This window comes from Paracoccus sigandri, assembly GCF_003709565.1.
Lineage (GTDB): Bacteria > Pseudomonadota > Alphaproteobacteria > Rhodobacterales > Rhodobacteraceae > Paracoccus > Paracoccus siganidrum.
Map to the genome: position 1 here is coordinate 43,843 of NZ_QNRC01000010.1, position 17,343 is coordinate 61,185.

Sequence of the window (17,343 nt, forward strand, 5' to 3'; positions counted from 1 at the left end):
GCATCGCCGCTGCCCGGCCCGATTCGTTCATGGGTTGAACCTTCCATCGACATGCGCGCGCCCAACGCCTCGCCCTTTCCGGCCGGCATTCTGCAAAGCCCGGCATCGGGGAAAGGAAATTGTCGTTTCGCCCCGAAGAAGGCTAAAGCCCATCCATTTACGAAAAGCACGACAAATCATATCGTGTATATTATGCCGAAACGGAGTGGCAGATGTCTTACCGACTGAGTTTGCTGGACAAATCGCCGATCGCCCAGGGTGGCAGCGGGGCCGATGCCCTTGCCATCACCATCGCCTCGGCGCGGCTGGCGGATCAGCTGGGCTATCACCGCTTCTGGCTGGCGGAACATCACGGCTCGCCCGGTCTGGCAAGCGCCGCGCCGGAATTGCTGATCGCGCATCTTGCGGCGCTGACCAGGCGCATCCGCATCGGCAGCGGCGGGGTGCTGCTGCAGCATTACAGCGCCTTCAAGGTGGCCGAGCTGTTTTCGGTGCTGGCCTCGCTGGCGCCGGGCCGGATCGACCTGGGCATCGGCAAGTCGCCCGGTGGCCTGCCTCTGGCGACCCGCGCGCTGCAATCGGAACTGGCCGAGGGCAGCGCAAGGGCGATCGACCGCAAGCTGGACGAGTTGCACGAATGGCTGAAGGGCGCGCGCGACGGGGTCGAGATCCAGCCCCGCGCCCCGCTGCCCCCTTCCGCCTTCCTGCTGGGCGGCAGCCCCGCCAGCGCGGAACAGGCGGCAAGGCTGGGCTGGAACTTCGTCCATGCCGGCCATCAGGACGGCGACCGTTCCAATACGCTGGAAACGCTGGCGCGGTTCGAGGCGCTGGCCGGATACCGTCCGCTGCTGGCCGTCCAGGCCTTCGCCGCGCCCACCCGCAGCGAGGCCGAAGACCGCGTGGCGGGCCTGGGCTTCGTGCGGCTGTATCTGCCCGACGGCCATTCCGTGAACCTGCAATCCGAGGAGGCGGCGCTGGACTATGCCCGCCAATACGGCGCCAGCGATTACGGCATCGAGGAAAAGACCCCGACCGTCATCGCCGGCACGGCCGAGGACGTCCATGCCGAACTGCACGCCCTGTCGCTGGATCTGGGCGTGTCCGAATTCATCATCGACCAGCCCGTCGCCGATCCCGACGCCCGGCTGCGCTCGATCGAGCTGATCGCCCGCGACGCGCGGCAGGCCGCCGCCTGAAAGGAGCCCCCAGATGACCGCGAAACCGATCCCCCTTGGCATCATGCTGCACGGCGCCGGCAGCCACATGAATTCGTGGAAGCATCCCTCGGGGCCTGCCGATGCCAGCGTCAACCTGGATTTCTACATCAGCCAGGCGCGAAAGGCCGAGGCCGCGGGCATCGCCTTCGCCTTCGTGGCCGACGGGCTGTATATCAACGAGAAATCCATCCCGCATTTCCTCAATCGCTTCGAGCCGCTGACGATCCTGTCCGCTCTGGCCGTCGCGACGAAGAAGATCGGGTTGGCCGGAACCGTCTCGACCTCCTATTCCGATCCGTTCACGGTGGCCCGGCAACTGGCCTCGCTGGACCTGATCTCGGGCGGGCGCGCGGGCTGGAACGTGGTGACGACGCCGCTGGAAGGGACCGCGCTGAACTATTCGCGCGCCCATCCCGAACACGCGCTGCGCTATGAGATCGCCGACGAATATCTGGCGGTGACGCAGGGGCTGTGGGACAGCTGGGACGACGACGCGGTGATCCGCGACCGGCAGACCGGGCAGTTCTTCGACCCGGCCGGGCTGCACGCGCTGAACCACAAGGGCCGCTTCTTCCAGGTCGCGGGCCCGCTGAACGCGCCGCGCTCGCCGCAGGGCCAGCCGGTGATCTTCCAGGCGGGGTCAAGCGACGCGGGCATCGGGCTGGCGGGCAAATATGCCGATGCGGTCTTCACCCATTCCCCCTCGCTGGAGGAGACGCGCGATTTCACCAACCGGGTCAAGGACGCCGCCGTGGCGCATGGCCGGTCGCGCGACGACGTGAAGATCTTTCCCGGCATCGGGCCCATCGTCGGCGAGACCCGCAACGAGGCCGAAGAGAAGTACCGTGCCATCCAGTCGCTGCTGACCATCGAGGAGGCGCTGGCCTATCTGGGCCGCTATTTCGACCACCACGATTTCAGCCAATATGATCTGGATGCGCCCTTCCCCGACCTGGGCGAGATCGGCCGCAACAGCTTCCGCTCGACCACCGACCGCATCAAGGCCGAGGCCCGCGAGAAGGGCCTGACCCTGCGCGAGGTCGCGCTGGCCGCCGCCACGCCGCGCCCGAACTTCATCGGCACCGGGGCCGAGGTGGCCGAGAAGATCATCCGCTGGATCGACGCGGGGGCCTCGGACGGGTTCATCCTGGGCTTCCCGGTCGCCGCCGAGGGGCTGGAGGATTTCGTCCGCCTGGTCATCCCGGAACTGGAGGCGCGCGGCCGCTATGACCGCGACCTGCCGGGCCGGACGCTGCGCGACCATCTGGGGCTGCCCTTCAAGGCCAGCCGCCATGCCACGACCGAGCCGCGACCCCGCGCCGCGACAGGCTGAAACGCGAAGGAGCCAGCCATGACCATCGCCGCACCGATCGCGGCCCCTGCCGAGGCGGCCGCCCGGCCCGCCATTGCCGCGCGGATCCGGGATTTCGTGGCCCTGCGCCAGCAGATCCACGCCCAGCCGGAACTGTCCTTCCGCGAGATCCGCACCGCCGAACTGGTCGGCGGCCTGCTGACGGATTGGGGTTTCCGGGTCACGCGCCTGGCCGGAACCGGGCTTGTGGCCAGCCTTGAAAACGGACCCGGCCCGCGCCTCGGCATCCGCGCCGACATGGACGCGCTGCCGATCACCGAGGAAACCGGCCTGGACTTTGCCAGCCGCGTGCCGGGGGTGATGCATGCCTGCGGCCATGACGGGCATACCGCGATCCTGCTGGCGGCGGCCCGGCACCTGTCGGCCACCAGGCGGTTCCGCGGCACGCTGCGGCTGATCTTCCAGCCCGCCGAGGAGATCGGCGCCGGCGCCCGCGCGATGATCGAGGCCGGGCTGTTCCGCGACCATCCGGTCGATGCGATCTTCGGGCTGCACAACTGGCCCGGAGAGCCCGCCGGCCGCTTCGGCTTCGTCGAGGGGCCGGCCATGGCCGCCATCGACCGGGTCGAGATCCGCATCCAGGGCAAGGGCGGCCACGGGGCCGAGCCGCATCTGGCCGTCGATCCGGTGGTGGCGGCGGCGCAGGCGATCGGCGCGCTGCAAAGCATCGTGTCGCGCAATGTCGATCCGCTTGAGATGGCGGTGGTGACGGTCGGCGCGATCCATGGCGGCAGCGCGACCAACGTGATCCCCGGCCATGTCGACATGGGTCTGAGCCTGCGCAGCTACGATCCCGACCTGCGCAGCCGGCTGCGCGAGCGCGTGTCGGAACTGGTGCATCTGTCCGCCGCCGCCCATGGCGCGCAGGCGCAGGTCCGCCATGTGCCGGGCTTTCCCAGCCTGATCAACGACGCGGCCCGGACCCGCCGGATCCGCGACATCGCCATCCGCACCTTCGGCTCCGATGCGGTGATCCCCGGCTTCCGCCCCCGCACCGCGTCCGAGGATTTCGCCTATTACCTGCATCACCGTCCGGGCAGCTTCGTCTTCGTCGGCAATGGCGACAGCGCGCCGCTGCACAGCCCGGAATACCGTTTCAACGACGACATCATCGCGCCCGCCGCCTCGCTCTGGGTCGCGCTGGCCGAAAGCTTTCTGACAGGAGATTCCGATGTCTGACCAGATCGTGCAGTCGAACCCGCTCGATCCGCGCGCCAGGCCGCTGGTCGAGGACCTGATCCGCGAATATGACAGCCGCTATGGCACGCTGTTCAGCGAAGGCGGGGCGCGGGACGAACTGTTCCGCTATCCGCCCGAGGCCTTCGCCGCGCCGCATGGCGCCTTCGTGCTGCTGATCCGCGGCGCCGAGACGATCGGCGGGGGCGCCTTCATGCGCTTCGACGGCGACACGGCGGAACTGAAGCGCATCTGGACGCGCCCCGACCTACGCCGCCAGGGCCTTGCCCGCCGCATCGTCGAGGTGCTGGAGGACCGCGCGGCCGAGCTGGGCTATACGCGGCTCTATCTGACCACCGGCTTCCGCCAGCCCGAGGCGCAGGGGCTTTACCTGCGGCTTGGCTATCGCCCGCTTTACGACCCACAAGTTCCGCCCGAACTTTACGGCACCCTGCCCTTCGAGAAGCACATCGGCGCGCTGGCGGGCCGGCCCGGAACCTCGCCGCTGCGCCAGCCGGCGGAATCGCCCGAGGCCGCGATCCGCGCCGTGGCCGCGCGCAAGGCCGCCTCGGCCGCGCTCCATGAACTGGCGGGACGGGTCGCATGAGCATCACCGATCTGGGCCACGCCCACGCCGCCCCCAAGGCCAAGCTGGGGCAGGATTTCTCGCGCTTCCGGGTGGTGCCGCAACGCCACCGCGCGCGCACGCTGGGAACCGTCGCCGCCGCGATCATCCTGCTGGCGGTGCTGAACTCTGTCCTCGGCAATCCGCGCTGGGGCTGGCCGGTCTTCGCCGAATGGTTCCTGTCCGAGCCGGTGCTGGTCGGGCTAGGACGCACCCTGCTGCTGACCGCGCTGGGGGCGCTGTTCGGCTTTGCGCTGGGGACGGTGCTGGCGCTGGCGCGGGTGTCGTCCTCGCCGCTGCTGGTCGCGGTGGCCTGGGGCTTCATCTGGTTCTTCCGCTCGATCCCGCTGATCGTGCTGCTGTTGCTGCTGAACAACCTCGGCTATCTGTATGAAACCGTCGCGCTGGGGGTGCCCTTCACCGACATCACCTTCGCAAGCTGGTCCACCACGCAGCTGATGACGCCCTTCCTGGCGGCGGTTCTGGGGCTGACGCTGAACCTGGGCGCCTTCTCGGCCGAGGTGATCCGCGGCGGCATCCTGTCGGTCGACCAGGGCCAGCACGAGGCCGCCGCCGCCCTGGGCCTGCCGCAGCGCCATCAGGCGCGGCGGATCGTGCTGCCGCAGGCGATGCGGTCCATCGTGCCGACCGCGTTCAACGAGATCATCGGCTTGGCCAAGGGCACCTCGATGGTCTATGTGCTGGCGCTGCCGGAGCTGTTCTATACCGTCCAGATCATCTATCGCCGCAACCTGGAGGTCATTCCGCTGCTGATGGTCGCGACCGTCTGGTACCTGATCATCCTGTCGGTCCTGTCGGTCATCCAGTACCATATCGAGCGCCACTATGCCCGCGGCGCCCTGCGCACCCTGCCGCCCAACGCCTTCCGCCTGTTCTTCGCCCGGCTGGGCCTTGTCAGCCTGCATCCGCCCGCGCCGTCCGACCCGCCCGCCCTGCCCCAGCCGGTCCTGCGCAGCGGCCAGGCGGCGGGCCGCGCCGACTGGACCTCCAGCCTGCCGCAGGGCGGCACGGTCGAGATCCGCGGCGTCACCAAGTCCTTCGGCAGCCTGACGGTTCTGGACGACGTGACCCTGACCATGCCGGCGGGCAGCGTGACCGCGATCATCGGCCCCTCGGGGTCCGGCAAGTCGACGCTGCTGCGGACCATCAACCACCTCGAACGCGTGGATCGCGGCTTCATCGCCATCGACGGCGAGCTGATCGGCTATCGCCGCCAGGGGGACACGCTTCACGAGCTGAAGGAGGCCGAGATCCTGACCCGGCGCACCGAGGTCGGGATGGTGTTCCAGAACTTCAACCTGTTTCCGCATCTGACGGTGCTGCAGAACGTCACCGAGGCGCCGATCACCGTGCGCGGCCTGTCCCGCGACACGGCCGAACGGCAGGCGCGCGACCTGCTGGCGCGCGTCGGCCTGGCCGACAAGGCCGAGGCCTGGCCGCGCCAGCTGTCGGGCGGGCAGCAGCAGCGCGTGGCCATCGCCCGCACGCTGGCGCTGAAACCCAAGGTGCTGCTGTTCGACGAACCGACCAGCGCGCTGGATCCCGAACTGGTGGGCGAGGTGCTGGACGTGATCAAGGAACTTGCCCGTTCCGGCATCACGCTGGCCATCGTCACCCACGAGATCGGCTTCGCCCGCGAGGTGGCCGACAGCATCGTCTTCATGGAACAGGGCCGGGTCATCGAGACCGGCGCGCCGGGGCAGATCCTGACGGATCCGCAACATCCCCGGACCGCCGAGTTTCTGGCCAAGGTGCTGTGACGCCGGGGCGCGCGCGTCGCTCCTCCTTCATCGGAAACGGGGTGTCCTCCCTGCCCCTTTTCCCGCGCGCGCGCCCCGGCGATGTCCCGAACCCCTCCCGGCCCTCCGGTCCCGCGCCATCGGGAACCGGGCCGGGGATGCCTTCCCAGACCAAAGGAACCGAAACATGACATATCCCGATCCCCGCAGGCTGGTGCTTGCCGGCCTGACCGCCGCCCTGCTGCCCCTTGCCGCCCACGCGGCCGAGGTCGACCTCAGCCCCGAACAGCCCGACCGCATCCGGGTCGAGCCGGTAGAGGAGGCGATCGACCTGCTGCCCCAGGATTACCAATGGGTCAATCCGGGCAAGTTCACCGTCGCCTCGGTCCCGAACCGGCTGCCATTCGCCGTCTATGCGACCGATACCAGGACCCCGGTGGGCGGCGAGCCCGATCTGGCGCAGTTGGTCGCCGACAGCCTGGGGCTGGAGCTGGAGCTGGTCCCGGTGGCCTGGGCGGACTGGCCGCTTGGCGTGACCTCGGGCAAATACGACGCCGCGATCCACAACATCACCGTGACCGAGGAACGCAAGGAGAAGTTCGACTTCTCGACCTATCGCAACGACCTGCTGGGCTTCTATGTCGCGACCGGCAGCCAGATCCAGTCCATCGAGACGCGCGAGGACATCGCCGGGCTGAACGGCGCCGTCTCCTCGGGCACCAACCAGGAAGAGATCCTGCTGCGCTGGATCGAGGAAAACCGCGCCGACGGGCTGCCGGACACGACCGTCTCCTATTTCGACGACGAGGTGGTGCAGGACCTGGCGCTGGAATCGGGGCGCATCGACTTCTATCTGGGGCCGAATGCCACCTCGGCCTTCAAGGCGGCGAAGGACGGCAAGATCCGGCTGGTCGGGGCATTGTCGGGCGGCTATCCCGAAACCGCCGAAATCGCCGTGGCCACGCGCAGGGATGCGGGCCTGGCCCCCGCGATCACCGCCGCGCTGAACGCCCGGATCGCAAGCGGGCATTACGGCGAGGTGCTGGCGAAATGGGGCCTGACCGCCGAGGCGATCACCGAATCCCGCACCAATCCGCCCGGCCTGCCGAAGAAGTGACGCCATGACCCGCGTCCCGGCCCGGCGGGCCGGGGACCAGCCCAAGGACATCATCCCATGCGTTTGCCGACCTTTTCCAGCACCGCCTTCATCACCTCGCTTCTGCTTGCCACCATCTCGGGCGCGGCCGAGCCGGGCTTCGATCTCAGCCCCGAACAGCCCGGCCGCGAACGCGCGCAACCGAACGCACAGGCGATCGCCGCCATCCCCGACGACTTCGCCTTCGCCGAGGCCGGCACGCTGACCATCGCCACCAATCCCGGCGGGCCGCCCCTCTCGACCTATGCGACCGATACGCAGACGGTCATCGGCGCCGATCCCGACATCGCCCTGCTTCTGGCCGACAGCCTGGGGCTGGAGCTGAAGCTGGTGCCGACCGCCTGGGCGGACTGGCCGCTGGCCCTGCAATCGGGCAAGGTCGACGCGGTGATCTCGAATGTCGGCGTGACCGAGGAGCGCAAGGAGAAATACGATTTCTCGACCTATCGGCAGGGATTGCACGGCTTTTTCGTCCATCAGGACAGCCCGGTCCAGTCCATCGCCGAACCCGCTGACATCGCCGGGCTCAGCATCGTGGTGGGCATCGGCACCAATCAGGAGCGGATCCTGAACGAATGGAACCGCCTGAATGCCGAGGCCGGCTTGGCACGGGCCGAGCTGCAGTATTTCGACGACGAGGCCACCAAGCTGCTGGCCCTGCGCGCGCACCGCGCCGATGTCATGGTGCAGCCCCATGCGCAGCTTGTCTTCATCGCGCAGCGCGACGGCGATTTCCGCAAGGTGGGCACGCTCAGCGCCGGCTGGCCGGAGCGTTCGGACGTGGCGGTGACGACGCGCAAGGATTCCGGCCTGGCCGAGGCCCTGACCATCGCCATCAACGGGCTGATCGAGAGCGGCGCCTATGGCCGGACGCTGGAACGCTGGCATATCGCCGAGGAGGCGCTGGAGGAATCCCGCGTCAACCCGCCCGGCCTGCCCGCCTATTGACGCGCCCTTGCGGCCGCCGGAACGTCGCAGCGCGGGTTCCGGCGATCCGGGGGCAGGTAACGAGGCCCCGATCACCCCCGCCGACATGGCCCCGATCGCTGCCGGCAAGGCCAGCTTGCGCGAAAACCGCCTTCTTGATAGCGATAACATCCGGGACGAATCGACGGACGGTCCCGCACCATGTCCAAGGGCAGGGCCGCCTTGTCGCGGCCTGCAGCCCCTTCAGGCAGGACAAGTATGTCCTTTACGCCTGGCGGGTTCTGTTCGAAGCTTGGGCAACCAGAATGCGGATCGCCGGGCGGGAAGGCCGGCTCAAGCGGGGAGGGAACCATGGACCAGATCGAGCCCGGTTTCGGGACGGCCACCTTGTTGCTGATCGCCGCGGCAGCGGTCGCCTTGCTGCTGCTGCTGATCCTGCGCTTCCGATTGCACGCCTTCGTGGCGCTGGTGCTGGTCAGCCTGATCACCGCGCTGGTCACCGGCATTCCCTTCGCCGATGTCGTGCCGACGCTCTTGCAGGGCTTCGGCTCGACGCTGGCGACGGTGGCGCTGCTGGTCGGCTTCGGCGCGATGATCGGGCGGATGCTGGAGATCACAGGCGGCGCGCAGGTGCTGGCCGACCGGCTGATCGGCAAGTTCGGCGCCGACCGGGCGCCCCTGGCACTGGGCGTTGCCTCGCTGCTGTTCGGCTTTCCGATCTTCTTCGATGCCGGCCTGGTGGTGATGCTGCCGATCATCTTCAGCGTCGCGCATCGCTTCGGCGGCTCGGTGCTGCTTTACGCGCTGCCGGCGGCGGGGGCCTTCGCGGTCATGCACGCCTTCCTGCCGCCGCATCCGGGGCCGGTCGCGGCGGGCGACCTGCTGGGGGCCGATATCGGGCTTCTGGTGATCGTCGGGCTGGTCCTGGCGCTGCCGACCTGGTACCTGGGCAGCTACCTGTTCGGGCTGTGGGCGGGCAAGCGCTTCGTGCTGCCGGTGCCGCAGCTGCTGGGCGCGCTCGATGACGACCGGCACGACCGCCAGCCGCCCGCCTTCGGCACGGTGATGCTGGTGCTGCTGCTGCCGCTGGGGCTGATCTTCCTCAATACCGGGCTGAACACGCTGGCCACGATGGGCGTGGTCGATGGCGAGGCGCTGTGGGTCAACATCCTACGCATGATCGGCCAGACCCCGGTGGCGCTGCTGATCACCGTGCTGGTCGCGATGTGGAAGCTGAGCGGCGGCCGCGCCGCCCAAGACATGGAGCGGATCATGGACGGCGCGCTGGGGCCGGTCTGCGCGATCATCCTGGTGACCGGCGCCGGCGGCATGTTCGGCGGCGTGCTGCGCGCCAGCGGCATCGGCGAGGCGCTGGCCGGCAGCCTGGAATCGGTCGGGATGCCGCTGATCGTCGCGGCCTTCCTGATCTCGACCGCGCTTCGGGTGGCGCAGGGATCGGCGACCGTGGCGCTGACCACCACGGCGGGGCTGCTGGCGCCGACCGTCGCCGCGACCACCGGGCTCAGCCCGTTCGACCTGTGCTTCCTGGTCATCGCCATCGCCTGCGGCGCCACCGTGCTGAGCCATGTCAACGATTCCGGCTTCTGGCTGGTCGGCCGCTTCCTGGAGATGGACGAGCGCACGACGCTGAAGACCTGGACGGTGATGGAGACGCTGCTGGGCGTGATCGGCTTCATCTTCGCGCTGATCGGCTGGTGGCTGCTATGACCGGGGCGCTGCAGCATATCGTCGTCATGGGCGTGTCGGGCAGCGGCAAGAGCACGGTCGGCAAGGCGCTGGCGGCCACGCTCGGCTGGCCCTTCGTCGAGGGCGACAGCTTCCACCCGCCGGCCAATGTCGCCAAGATGTCCGCCGGCACGCCGCTGGACGACGACGACCGCCGCCCCTGGCTGGAAACCCTGGCCGCGCAGATCGCCCGGAACGAGGCTGCCGGCCGTTCCTCGGTGCTGGGCTGCTCGGCGCTGAAGCGGGCCTATCGCGACATCCTGCGCAGCGGCGCGCCGCGGGTGCGGTTCCTGCATGTGCATGGCGACCGCGCGGTGCTGGCCGAGCGGGTCTCGCGCCGGCCGGGGCATTTCTTCCCCGCCTCGCTTCTGGAATCGCAGCTTGCCACGCTGGAGCCGCTTGCCGAGGACGAGGATGGCGTGGTCATCGACGTCGCCTTGCCGCCCGCAGAGCAGCTGGACGCCGCCCTGCACGCGCTGGGGCTGCACCGGTATCCGGGGTGATCCGGCGATATCATCGGATCTGGAATAACCGTTTCGGGGGCAGTGCCTGGCCCCCGCCCTCGATAGGGGCGGGGGCGCGGGTTTCGGGTCTCAGAACGGGCTGTCGGGATAGTGGAACTGCTCGGCATTCTCGGGCGTGATCAGCTGGCTGCCGATGATGAAGCGCCCGGTCATCGGCGCGTTCGACACGAAGTTCAGCGCCGTCATCTCGATGGCCGAGGAAATCAGCGCCGGCGGATAGGTCACGTTGACAGGCAGCTGCGGGTCGCCCTCCATGATCCGGCGGACGATCTCCTTCATGCCGGCGCCGCCGATCACCCACATCTCGTCCTGGCGGTTCGCGGCCGAGATCGCCTCCAGCACGCCGATGGCCATGTCGTCGTCGGCCGCCCAGACCGCGTCGATCTGCGGGTATTTCGACAGGTAGTCCTGCATCACCGTGAAGGCGTCGTCGCGGTTCCAGTTGCCGTGCTGCATGTCCAGGATCTCGATGTCCGAGCCTTCCAGCGCCGCCTGGAAGGCCTCGACCCGCTCGTTGTCCAGCGTCGTCGGGATGCCGCGCAGCACCACGACCTTGGCGCCCGCCTCCAGGTTGTCGCGGAAATATTCGCCCGCCACCCGGCCGAAGGCGGTGTTGTCGCCGGCGACATAGAGGTCCTCGATGCCTTCCTGCGACAGGCCGCGATCCACCACGGTCACGAACTTGCCGGCATCCTTCACCGCCTTGACCGGCGCGGTCAGCGGCTCGGATTCGAAGGGCAGCACGACCAGCCCGTCGATGTTGCGGGTGGCCATCATGTCCTCGATGTCATTGACCTGCTTGGCCGCGTCGCCCGCCGTGGACAGCACGAATTCAAGGTTGGGATAGGCCTCGCCCAGCCGCTTGATCGTGTCCTGCGCGTGCCAGTTCAGCCCGCCCATGAAGCCATGGGTGGCCGACGGGATCGACACGCCGATGATCTTGCGCTCGGCGTCCTGCGCGAAGGCCGCGCCGCTGGCCAGCCCCAGCGCCGCCGACAGCGCGGCGGCTTTCATCAGGCTTCTGCGTTTCATGGTTACTCCTCCCGGTTTCACCGCTCCTCGGCGGTGCGTTTCTCCCGCTGCAAGACGACAGCAAGAACGATGATGACCCCCTGGATGGCCCCGTTCAGATAGGGGCTGACCAGATCGGCCAGATTCAGGATGTTGTCGATCAGGGACAGGATCAGCACGCCCACGACCGTGCCCCAGACGCGCCCGCGCCCGCCCTTCAGCGCCGTGCCGCCGATGATGACCGCGGCGATCGCCTCCAGTTCCCACAGCACGCCGGTCCCGCCCGAGGCGGAACCCAGCCGCGGCACATACAGCACCACCGCCAGCCCGACCAGCAGGCCCAGCAGCATGTAGGTCATCAGTCGGATCCGGCCCACATCGATGGCGGAATAGCGCGCCACCCGGTCGTTCGAGCCGATGGCCTCGACATGGCGGCCGAAGCGCGAATGGCGCATGATCCATTCGCCGGCGATGGCGACCACGGCGAAAGTGATGATCGGCCAGGTGATCCAGCCGATGCCGCCGTAATAGACCGGCCTGTAAAGCGTGCGCAGCCCGAAATCCAGGCTGAGCGTGCCGCCATCGGCCAGCCATGTGACCAGCGAGCGGAAGATGCCCATCGTGCCCAGGGTGACGATGAATGGCTCGATCCGGGCCTTGGTGATCAGCGCGCCGTTCAGGTATCCGGCGATCAGCCCGCCCAGCAGCGCCACGCCCATGCCGATCAGGATCGTGCCCCAGTTCTCGCCCATGCCCGGCAGGGCGGCGTTCATGGCGATGATCGCCACCCCCGCCAGGAAGGCCGCCATCGAGCCGACCGACAGGTCCAGGCCGCCCGCGGTGATGACGAAGGTCATGCCGACCGCGATCATGCCGATGAAGGCCGAGCGCGCCAGCACGTTGGTGATGTTCGCCGGCGCCAGGAAGGCGCTGTTCAGCACCGCGCCAAGGATCACCAGCGCGATCAGCGCGACCAGCGGGCCAAGGGTGTGAAGGTCGATCTTCATGCGGCCTCTCCGCTGCCGACGCCCATGGCAAGGCGCACGATTCTGTCTTCGGTCATGCTGTCTCCTGCAACCTCTCCGGCCAGCCGCCCCTCGCGCATCACCAGCACGCGGTCCGAGAGGCCGATCACCTCGTTCATCTCGCTGCTGATGACGATGACGCTGCGCCCCTCGGCGGCCAGCGCGCGGATGAAGGCATAGATCTGGCGCTTGGTGCCCACGTCGATGCCGCGCGTGGGCTCGTCGATGATGATGATCCGCGGGTCGGGCAGCATGGTCTTGGCCAGCAGCAGCTTCTGCTGGTTGCCGCCCGACAGCTTGCCCGCGATCATGTCGCGGCGCGGGGCGCGGATGTCGAAATCCCGCGTGGCGCGGTCCAGCGCCGCTTCCTCGGCCCGCACGTCCAGCCGCCAGCTGCCGAAGCGCTTCAGCGTGGCCAGGGTCAGGTTCTGGCGCAGGCCCTTGTCCAGCAGCAGCCCGGCTTCCTTGCGGTCCTCGGTCAGATAGGCCAGGCCGGCATCGAAGGCGTCGCGCAAGCGGCGGATGATCACCTCGCGACCCTCGACCCGGATCGCGCCCGTCGCGCTGCGCAGCCCCACCAGACCCTCGGCCAGTTCGGTCCGGCCCGAGCCCACCAGCCCGGCGATGCCCAGCACCTCGCCCCGGCGCAGGGTGAAGCTGACGTCGCGCACCCGGCCGGGAACGGTCAGCCCCGCCACTTCCAGCGCCGGTTCAGAACCGGGCTGGCCCTTCGGCGGATAGAAATCCTCAAGCTCGCGCCCGACCATGGCATTGGCCATGCCGTCCTCGGTCAGTTCGCCCCGCAGGGCCTGGCGCACCACCCGGCCGTCGCGCAGGACGGTGATCCGGTCGGCCAGATGCGCCACCTCGTCCAGCCGGTGCGAGCAATAGAGGATCGCCACCCCCTCGGCCCGCAGCCGGTCGATCTGTTCGTAAAGCGTGGCGACCTCGCGATGGGTCAGCACGGCGCTGGGTTCGTCCATGATCAGCACGCGGGCATTGCGCGACAGGGCCTTGGCGATCTCGACCATCTGCCGGTCGGGCACTGACAGGTCGCGGATCCGGGCCTCCGGGTCGATCCGCGTGTCCAGCCGCTCCAGCAGCGCGGCGGTCGCCTTGCGCATCGCGGCATGGTCCAGCCGCCAGCGGCCCGTCTCGCGGCCCAGAAAGACATTGGCGGCGACCGAAAGATCGGGGGCCAGGTTGAATTCCTGGTGGATGACGACGATGCCCCGCGCCTCGGCCTCGGGGCCGCTGGCGAAGCGGATGGGCTGGCCGTCCAGCAGGATCTGGCCCGAGGTCGGGTCCAGGAAACCGCCGAGGATCTTCATGATCGTCGATTTGCCGGCGCCGTTCTCGCCGATCAGGGCGTGGACCTCGCCCGGCTCCAGCGCCAGGTCGACATTGTGCAGGACCTTGACCGGCCCGAAGCTTTTCGAGACATCGCGCAGCGCCAGAACGGTCATGGCGACACCTCGACCCAGGCGCCGTCACGGGCAGAGGAGGCCTGCGCGGCGGCGATGAACGCCATGCCCGACAGCCCGGCCTCCAGTCCCGGCACCCGCTCCAGAGGCGTCGCGTCGCCCCGGATGATCGCGGCGATGTCGCTGTAGAGATTGGCGAAACCTTCCAGATAGCCCTCGGGATGGCCGGGCGGCGTGCGGAACGAGGCGCTGCGGTCCTGCGCGCGGGTCAGGATCCGCGCGGGGCCATCCTTCGGGCTGAGGATCAGCCGCTCGGGCTCGGGCAGCCGCCATTCCAGCGCGGCCTTCGTGCCGAAGACGCGCAGCGACAGGCCGTTCTCCTGCCCCACCGCGACCTGGCTGACCCAGATGCCGCCCTTCGCGCCCGAGCCGTAGCGCAGCGCGATCCGCGCATCGTCATCGACCGCGCGGCCGGGAACCATGCTGGACAGATCCGCCGACAGCGATTGCGGCACCTGGCCGGTCACGAATTCCGCCAATTGCCAGGCATGGGTGCCGATATCGCCGATGGCGCCGGCCCCGGCGCGGGCGGGATCGGTGCGCCATTCGGCCTGCTTGCTGTCGCTTTCCCCGGCCAGCCAGCCCTGCAGATATTCGGCCTGCACCAGCCGGATATCCCCCAGCGCGCCCTCGGCCACCAGCGCGCGCGCCTCGCGCAGCATCGGCAGCGCGCAATAGTTATGCGTCAGGAAGAAGCGCGCCCCGCTGGCCTGCGCGGCCTCGGCGATCTGGCGGGCCTGCTGCGGCGTCGCGGCCAGCGGCTTGTCGCAGATGACATGGATGCCGGCGCGCAGGAAGGCCACGGCAGGGGCGGCGTGCAGGTGGTTGGGGGTGACGATCGCCACCGCCTGGATCCCGTCCGCGCGCGCGGGCTCGGTGCGCGCCATTTCCTCGAAATCGCCATAGCTGCGGATGCCCAGATCCGCCGCGCTGGCGGCGGCGCGGGCCGGGTCCGAGGACAGCGCCCCCGCGACCAGCGCGAAATGCCCGTCCATCCGCGCCGCGATCCGGTGGATGGCGCCGATGAAGGCGCCGCTGCCGCCGCCGACCATGCCCAGGCGGATCGGTTTCATAGCCCCAGCGCCCTGTCGATGGCCGCGCGGTCGGGGCGGCTTGCGGCGAAGTCGTCGAAGGCATGGGGCGTGACCCGAATGATGTGGTCGCGCACGAAGCGCGCCCCTTCGCGGGCGCCGTCCTCGGGGTGTTTCAGGGCGCATTCCCATTCGACCACCGCCCAGCCATCGAAGCCGTATTGCGTCAGCTTCGAGAACACTGCCCCGAAATCGACCTGCCCGTCGCCGAGGCTGCGGAAGCGCCCGGCGCGATCGGCCCAGCCCTGATAGCCGCCATAGACGCCCTGCCGCCCGGTCGGACGGAACTCGGCATCCTTGACGTGGAACATGCGGATCCGGTCGCGATAGATGTCGATGTTCTGCAAATAATCCAGCTGCTGCAGCAGGTAATGCGACGGATCATACAGCATGTTCGCCCGCGCATGACCGTCCACCCGGTCAAGGAACATCTCGAATGTCACGCCGTCATGCAGATCCTCGCCCGGATGGATCTCGTAGCAGATGTCGATGCCGTTTTCCTCGGCCAGGTCCAGAAGCGGGCGCCAGCGGGCGGCCAGGGTGTCGAAGGCCGCCTCGACCAGCCCCGGCGCGCGCTGCGGCCACGGGTAAAGGTAGGGCCAGGCCAGCGCGCCGGAAAAGGTCGCCATCCGGTCCAGCCCCATCAGCCGGCTGACCCGGATGGCGCGGGCCACCTGATCCGTGGCCCAGTCCTGCCGCGCCTTCGGCCGGCCGCGCAGCGCCTTGGGCGCGAAGGCATCGAACCCCGCGTCATAGGCCGGATGCACCGCGACAAGCTGACCCTGCAGATGGGTTGACAGTTCCGTCACCTGGACGCCGTTCTGCCGCGCGATGCCCAGGAACTCGTCCCGGTAGTCCTGCGATTCGCCGGCCAGCGCCAGGTCCAGGATCCGCGGGTCACTGGTCGGCACCTGCACGCCCAGATAGCCGCAATCGGCCGCCCAACGGGTGATCCCGTCCCAGCTGTCGAAGGGCGCGCCCTCGCCGATGAACTGCGCCAGAAACAGCGCGGGACCCTTGATGGTCTGCATGATGACTCTCTCCCTGGCGGTCAGGCTGCACTGGTCTGCAATCGATTGCAAACATTTTCTTGCACCGGGGCGCGAACGGCGCGTAACCTTCGGCGATGGACAGGCGCAGCACCCCGCCCGCCCCCTCGACCGGGCGGGCCAGATTGTCGGATGTGGCGCGGTTGGCGGGGGTCTCGGCCTCGACCGTCAGCCGGGTGCTGTCCAATCCCGGCGTGGTGGCCGAGGCGACCCGAAGCGCGGTGATGGAGGCGGTGGCGCGGACCGGCTATCGCATGAACCACGCCGCGCGGAACCTGCGCAAGCAGCGCACCGGCTGCGTGGTGGCGCTGGTGCCCAACCTGGGCAACCCGTTCTTCGCCAAGATCCTGGACGGCATGGGGCGCGAACTGGCGGCGGCGGGCTATGACCTGCTGGTCGCCGACACGCTGGAGGACAGCGGGCGCCACACCACGCTGCAACGCTTCCTGGACCCGTCGCGGGCGGACGGGATCATCCTGCTGGACGGGCTGGTCCCGCTTGGCGAGCCCGACGCGCGGCCCGGCCTGCCGCCGATCATCACCGCCTGCGAATGGATCGAGGCCAGCCCCCTGCCCCGCGTCATGCTGGACAATGCCGAAGGCGCGCGGCTGGCGATCCGGCACCTGCGCAGCCTGGGCCACGACCATATCGGCCTGATCGGCGGCCCCGAGCAGAACGTGCTGCACAAGGCCCGAATGCAGGGCGCGCGCGAGGCCGCGGAAGGCGCGCGGCTGACCGTCTTCGCGGGCGATTTCACGCTTCAGGCCGGGCAGCGGGCGGCACGGGACTGGCAGGCGCTGGACCCCGCCCTGCGCCCCACCGCCGTCTTCGCCTTCTCCGACGAGATGGCCTGCGCCTTCATGTCCAGCCTGCAGCGGGCGGGCTGGTCGGTGCCCCGCGACGTCTCGATCATGGGCTTCGACGATATCGAGCTGGTCTCGCACCTGGCCCCGGCGCTGACCACCATCCGCCAGCCCAAGCGAGAGATCGGGCGCAAGGCGGCGCGGACCATCCTGGACTGCATCGCCGGCCAGCAGATCGCCCCCGTCACCCTGCTGGCCCCGGCCCTGATGGCCCGAGAGACGACCGCCCCGCCCCCGGCCTGAACCGGCCTGAGAACATCGACCATCGGAGGGATGGACAGCCGCCCCGGTCCTGCTGTGTCATGGCACAGGGGAGG

General features: G+C 69.1%; 15 protein-coding genes. 10 read left to right on the forward strand and 5 right to left on the reverse strand.

Annotation, left to right across the window (positions count from 1 at the left end; genetic code table 11):
* The first annotated feature begins 212 nt into the window (after window positions 1-212).
* The 9 genes from C9E82_RS11005 to C9E82_RS11045 all read left to right on the forward strand — a co-directional run bounded on the left by C9E82_RS11005 (window position 213) and on the right by C9E82_RS11045 (window position 10,482).
* Window positions 213-1,196 carry an MsnO8 family LLM class oxidoreductase gene (locus C9E82_RS11005; RefSeq protein WP_119896912.1) on the forward strand — a complete coding sequence of 328 codons (984 nt, stop codon included), beginning with the start codon at window positions 213-215 and terminating at the stop codon, window positions 1,194-1,196.
* A 13-nt stretch (window positions 1,197-1,209) separates the two neighbouring features.
* Complete coding sequence (locus tag C9E82_RS11010; RefSeq protein WP_119896911.1) at window positions 1,210-2,550, forward strand: LLM class flavin-dependent oxidoreductase; 1,341 nt, start codon at window positions 1,210-1,212, stop codon at window positions 2,548-2,550.
* Window positions 2,551-2,568: 18 nt separating this feature from the next.
* Window positions 2,569-3,768 (forward strand): M20 aminoacylase family protein, encoded by a 1,200-nt coding sequence (locus C9E82_RS11015; protein WP_119896910.1) that lies wholly within the window; start codon window positions 2,569-2,571, stop codon window positions 3,766-3,768.
* Window positions 3,761-4,372: a GNAT family N-acetyltransferase gene (locus C9E82_RS11020; protein ID WP_119896909.1), complete on the forward strand. Its 612-nt coding sequence runs from the start codon at window positions 3,761-3,763 to the stop codon at window positions 4,370-4,372. Before C9E82_RS11015 ends, C9E82_RS11020 begins: the two co-directional genes overlap by 8 nt.
* A complete protein-coding gene (locus C9E82_RS25365; protein WP_122449268.1) occupies window positions 4,369-6,171 on the forward strand; it encodes an amino acid ABC transporter permease/ATP-binding protein in 1,803 nt (600 codons plus the stop codon). The genes C9E82_RS11020 and C9E82_RS25365 overlap by 4 nt, the downstream gene beginning before the upstream one ends.
* A gap of 166 nt (window positions 6,172-6,337) precedes the next feature.
* A complete protein-coding gene (locus C9E82_RS11030; RefSeq protein ID WP_119900718.1) occupies window positions 6,338-7,267 on the forward strand; it encodes an ABC transporter substrate-binding protein in 930 nt (309 codons plus the stop codon).
* 57 nt (window positions 7,268-7,324) lie between these two features.
* The gene (locus C9E82_RS11035; RefSeq protein ID WP_119900717.1) at window positions 7,325-8,254 is read left to right on the forward strand and encodes an ABC transporter substrate-binding protein; all 930 of its coding nucleotides are present in this window, start codon (window positions 7,325-7,327) and stop codon (window positions 8,252-8,254) included.
* Between the two features lie 330 nt (window positions 8,255-8,584).
* Window positions 8,585-9,961, forward strand: coding sequence for a GntP family permease (locus C9E82_RS11040; protein ID WP_119900716.1), 1,377 nt, complete (start codon window positions 8,585-8,587; stop codon window positions 9,959-9,961).
* Entirely contained in the window at window positions 9,958-10,482 is a 525-nt protein-coding gene (locus tag C9E82_RS11045; protein WP_119900715.1) for a gluconokinase, read from the forward strand. Before C9E82_RS11040 ends, C9E82_RS11045 begins: the two co-directional genes overlap by 4 nt.
* Window positions 10,483-10,572: 90 nt before the next feature.
* Here the strand turns inward: C9E82_RS11045 and C9E82_RS11050 are convergent, their stop codons facing one another.
* The 5 genes from C9E82_RS11050 to C9E82_RS11070 are packed head-to-tail and all read right to left on the reverse strand — an operon-like array spanning window position 10,573 to window position 16,145.
* The gene (locus C9E82_RS11050) at window positions 10,573-11,535 is read right to left on the reverse strand and encodes an ABC transporter substrate-binding protein (RefSeq protein ID WP_119900714.1); all 963 of its coding nucleotides are present in this window, start codon (window positions 11,533-11,535) and stop codon (window positions 10,573-10,575) included.
* 17 nt (window positions 11,536-11,552) lie between these two features.
* On the reverse strand, window positions 11,553-12,521 hold the full coding sequence (locus C9E82_RS11055; RefSeq protein WP_119900713.1) for an ABC transporter permease: 969 nt from the start codon (window positions 12,519-12,521) through the stop codon (window positions 11,553-11,555).
* A complete protein-coding gene (locus tag C9E82_RS11060; protein WP_119900712.1) occupies window positions 12,518-14,005 on the reverse strand; it encodes a sugar ABC transporter ATP-binding protein in 1,488 nt (495 codons plus the stop codon). The genes C9E82_RS11055 and C9E82_RS11060 overlap by 4 nt, the downstream gene beginning before the upstream one ends.
* On the reverse strand, window positions 14,002-15,096 hold the full coding sequence (locus tag C9E82_RS11065) for a Gfo/Idh/MocA family protein (RefSeq protein WP_119900711.1): 1,095 nt from the start codon (window positions 15,094-15,096) through the stop codon (window positions 14,002-14,004). Before C9E82_RS11065 ends, C9E82_RS11060 begins: the two co-directional genes overlap by 4 nt.
* Window positions 15,093-16,145: a sugar phosphate isomerase/epimerase family protein gene (locus tag C9E82_RS11070; RefSeq protein ID WP_119900710.1), complete on the reverse strand. Its 1,053-nt coding sequence runs from the start codon at window positions 16,143-16,145 to the stop codon at window positions 15,093-15,095. The genes C9E82_RS11065 and C9E82_RS11070 overlap by 4 nt, the downstream gene beginning before the upstream one ends.
* A gap of 95 nt (window positions 16,146-16,240) precedes the next feature.
* Between C9E82_RS11070 and C9E82_RS11075 the strand changes: the two genes are divergently transcribed.
* Window positions 16,241-17,269, forward strand: a complete 1,029-nt coding sequence (locus C9E82_RS11075; RefSeq protein WP_122449269.1) for a LacI family DNA-binding transcriptional regulator — start codon at window positions 16,241-16,243, stop codon at window positions 17,267-17,269.
* Window positions 17,270-17,343: the final 74 nt, after the last annotated feature.

Bases quoted from the DNA above. Each gene is read 5' to 3' on its own strand.
- C9E82_RS11050 (WP_119900714.1), bottom strand. From the start codon at position 11,535: ATGAAACGCAGAAGCCTGATGAAAGCCGCCGCGCTGTCGGCGGCGCTG.
- C9E82_RS11070 (WP_119900710.1), bottom strand. From the start codon at position 16,145: ATGCAGACCATCAAGGGTCCCGCGCTGTTTCTGGCGCAGTTCATCGGC.
- C9E82_RS11005 (WP_119896912.1), top strand. From the start codon at position 213: ATGTCTTACCGACTGAGTTTGCTGGACAAATCGCCGATCGCCCAGGGT.
- C9E82_RS11055 (WP_119900713.1), bottom strand. From the start codon at position 12,521: ATGAAGATCGACCTTCACACCCTTGGCCCGCTGGTCGCGCTGATCGCG.
- C9E82_RS11030 (WP_119900718.1), top strand. From the start codon at position 6,338: ATGACATATCCCGATCCCCGCAGGCTGGTGCTTGCCGGCCTGACCGCC.
- C9E82_RS11040 (WP_119900716.1), top strand. From the start codon at position 8,585: ATGGACCAGATCGAGCCCGGTTTCGGGACGGCCACCTTGTTGCTGATC.
- C9E82_RS11045 (WP_119900715.1), top strand. From the start codon at position 9,958: ATGACCGGGGCGCTGCAGCATATCGTCGTCATGGGCGTGTCGGGCAGC.
- C9E82_RS11075 (WP_122449269.1), top strand. From the start codon at position 16,241: ATGGACAGGCGCAGCACCCCGCCCGCCCCCTCGACCGGGCGGGCCAGA.
- C9E82_RS11035 (WP_119900717.1), top strand. From the start codon at position 7,325: ATGCGTTTGCCGACCTTTTCCAGCACCGCCTTCATCACCTCGCTTCTG.
- C9E82_RS11010 (WP_119896911.1), top strand. From the start codon at position 1,210: ATGACCGCGAAACCGATCCCCCTTGGCATCATGCTGCACGGCGCCGGC.
- C9E82_RS11020 (WP_119896909.1), top strand. From the start codon at position 3,761: ATGTCTGACCAGATCGTGCAGTCGAACCCGCTCGATCCGCGCGCCAGG.
- C9E82_RS11065 (WP_119900711.1), bottom strand. From the start codon at position 15,096: ATGAAACCGATCCGCCTGGGCATGGTCGGCGGCGGCAGCGGCGCCTTC.
- C9E82_RS25365 (WP_122449268.1), top strand. From the start codon at position 4,369: ATGAGCATCACCGATCTGGGCCACGCCCACGCCGCCCCCAAGGCCAAG.
- C9E82_RS11015 (WP_119896910.1), top strand. From the start codon at position 2,569: ATGACCATCGCCGCACCGATCGCGGCCCCTGCCGAGGCGGCCGCCCGG.
- C9E82_RS11060 (WP_119900712.1), bottom strand. From the start codon at position 14,005: ATGACCGTTCTGGCGCTGCGCGATGTCTCGAAAAGCTTCGGGCCGGTC.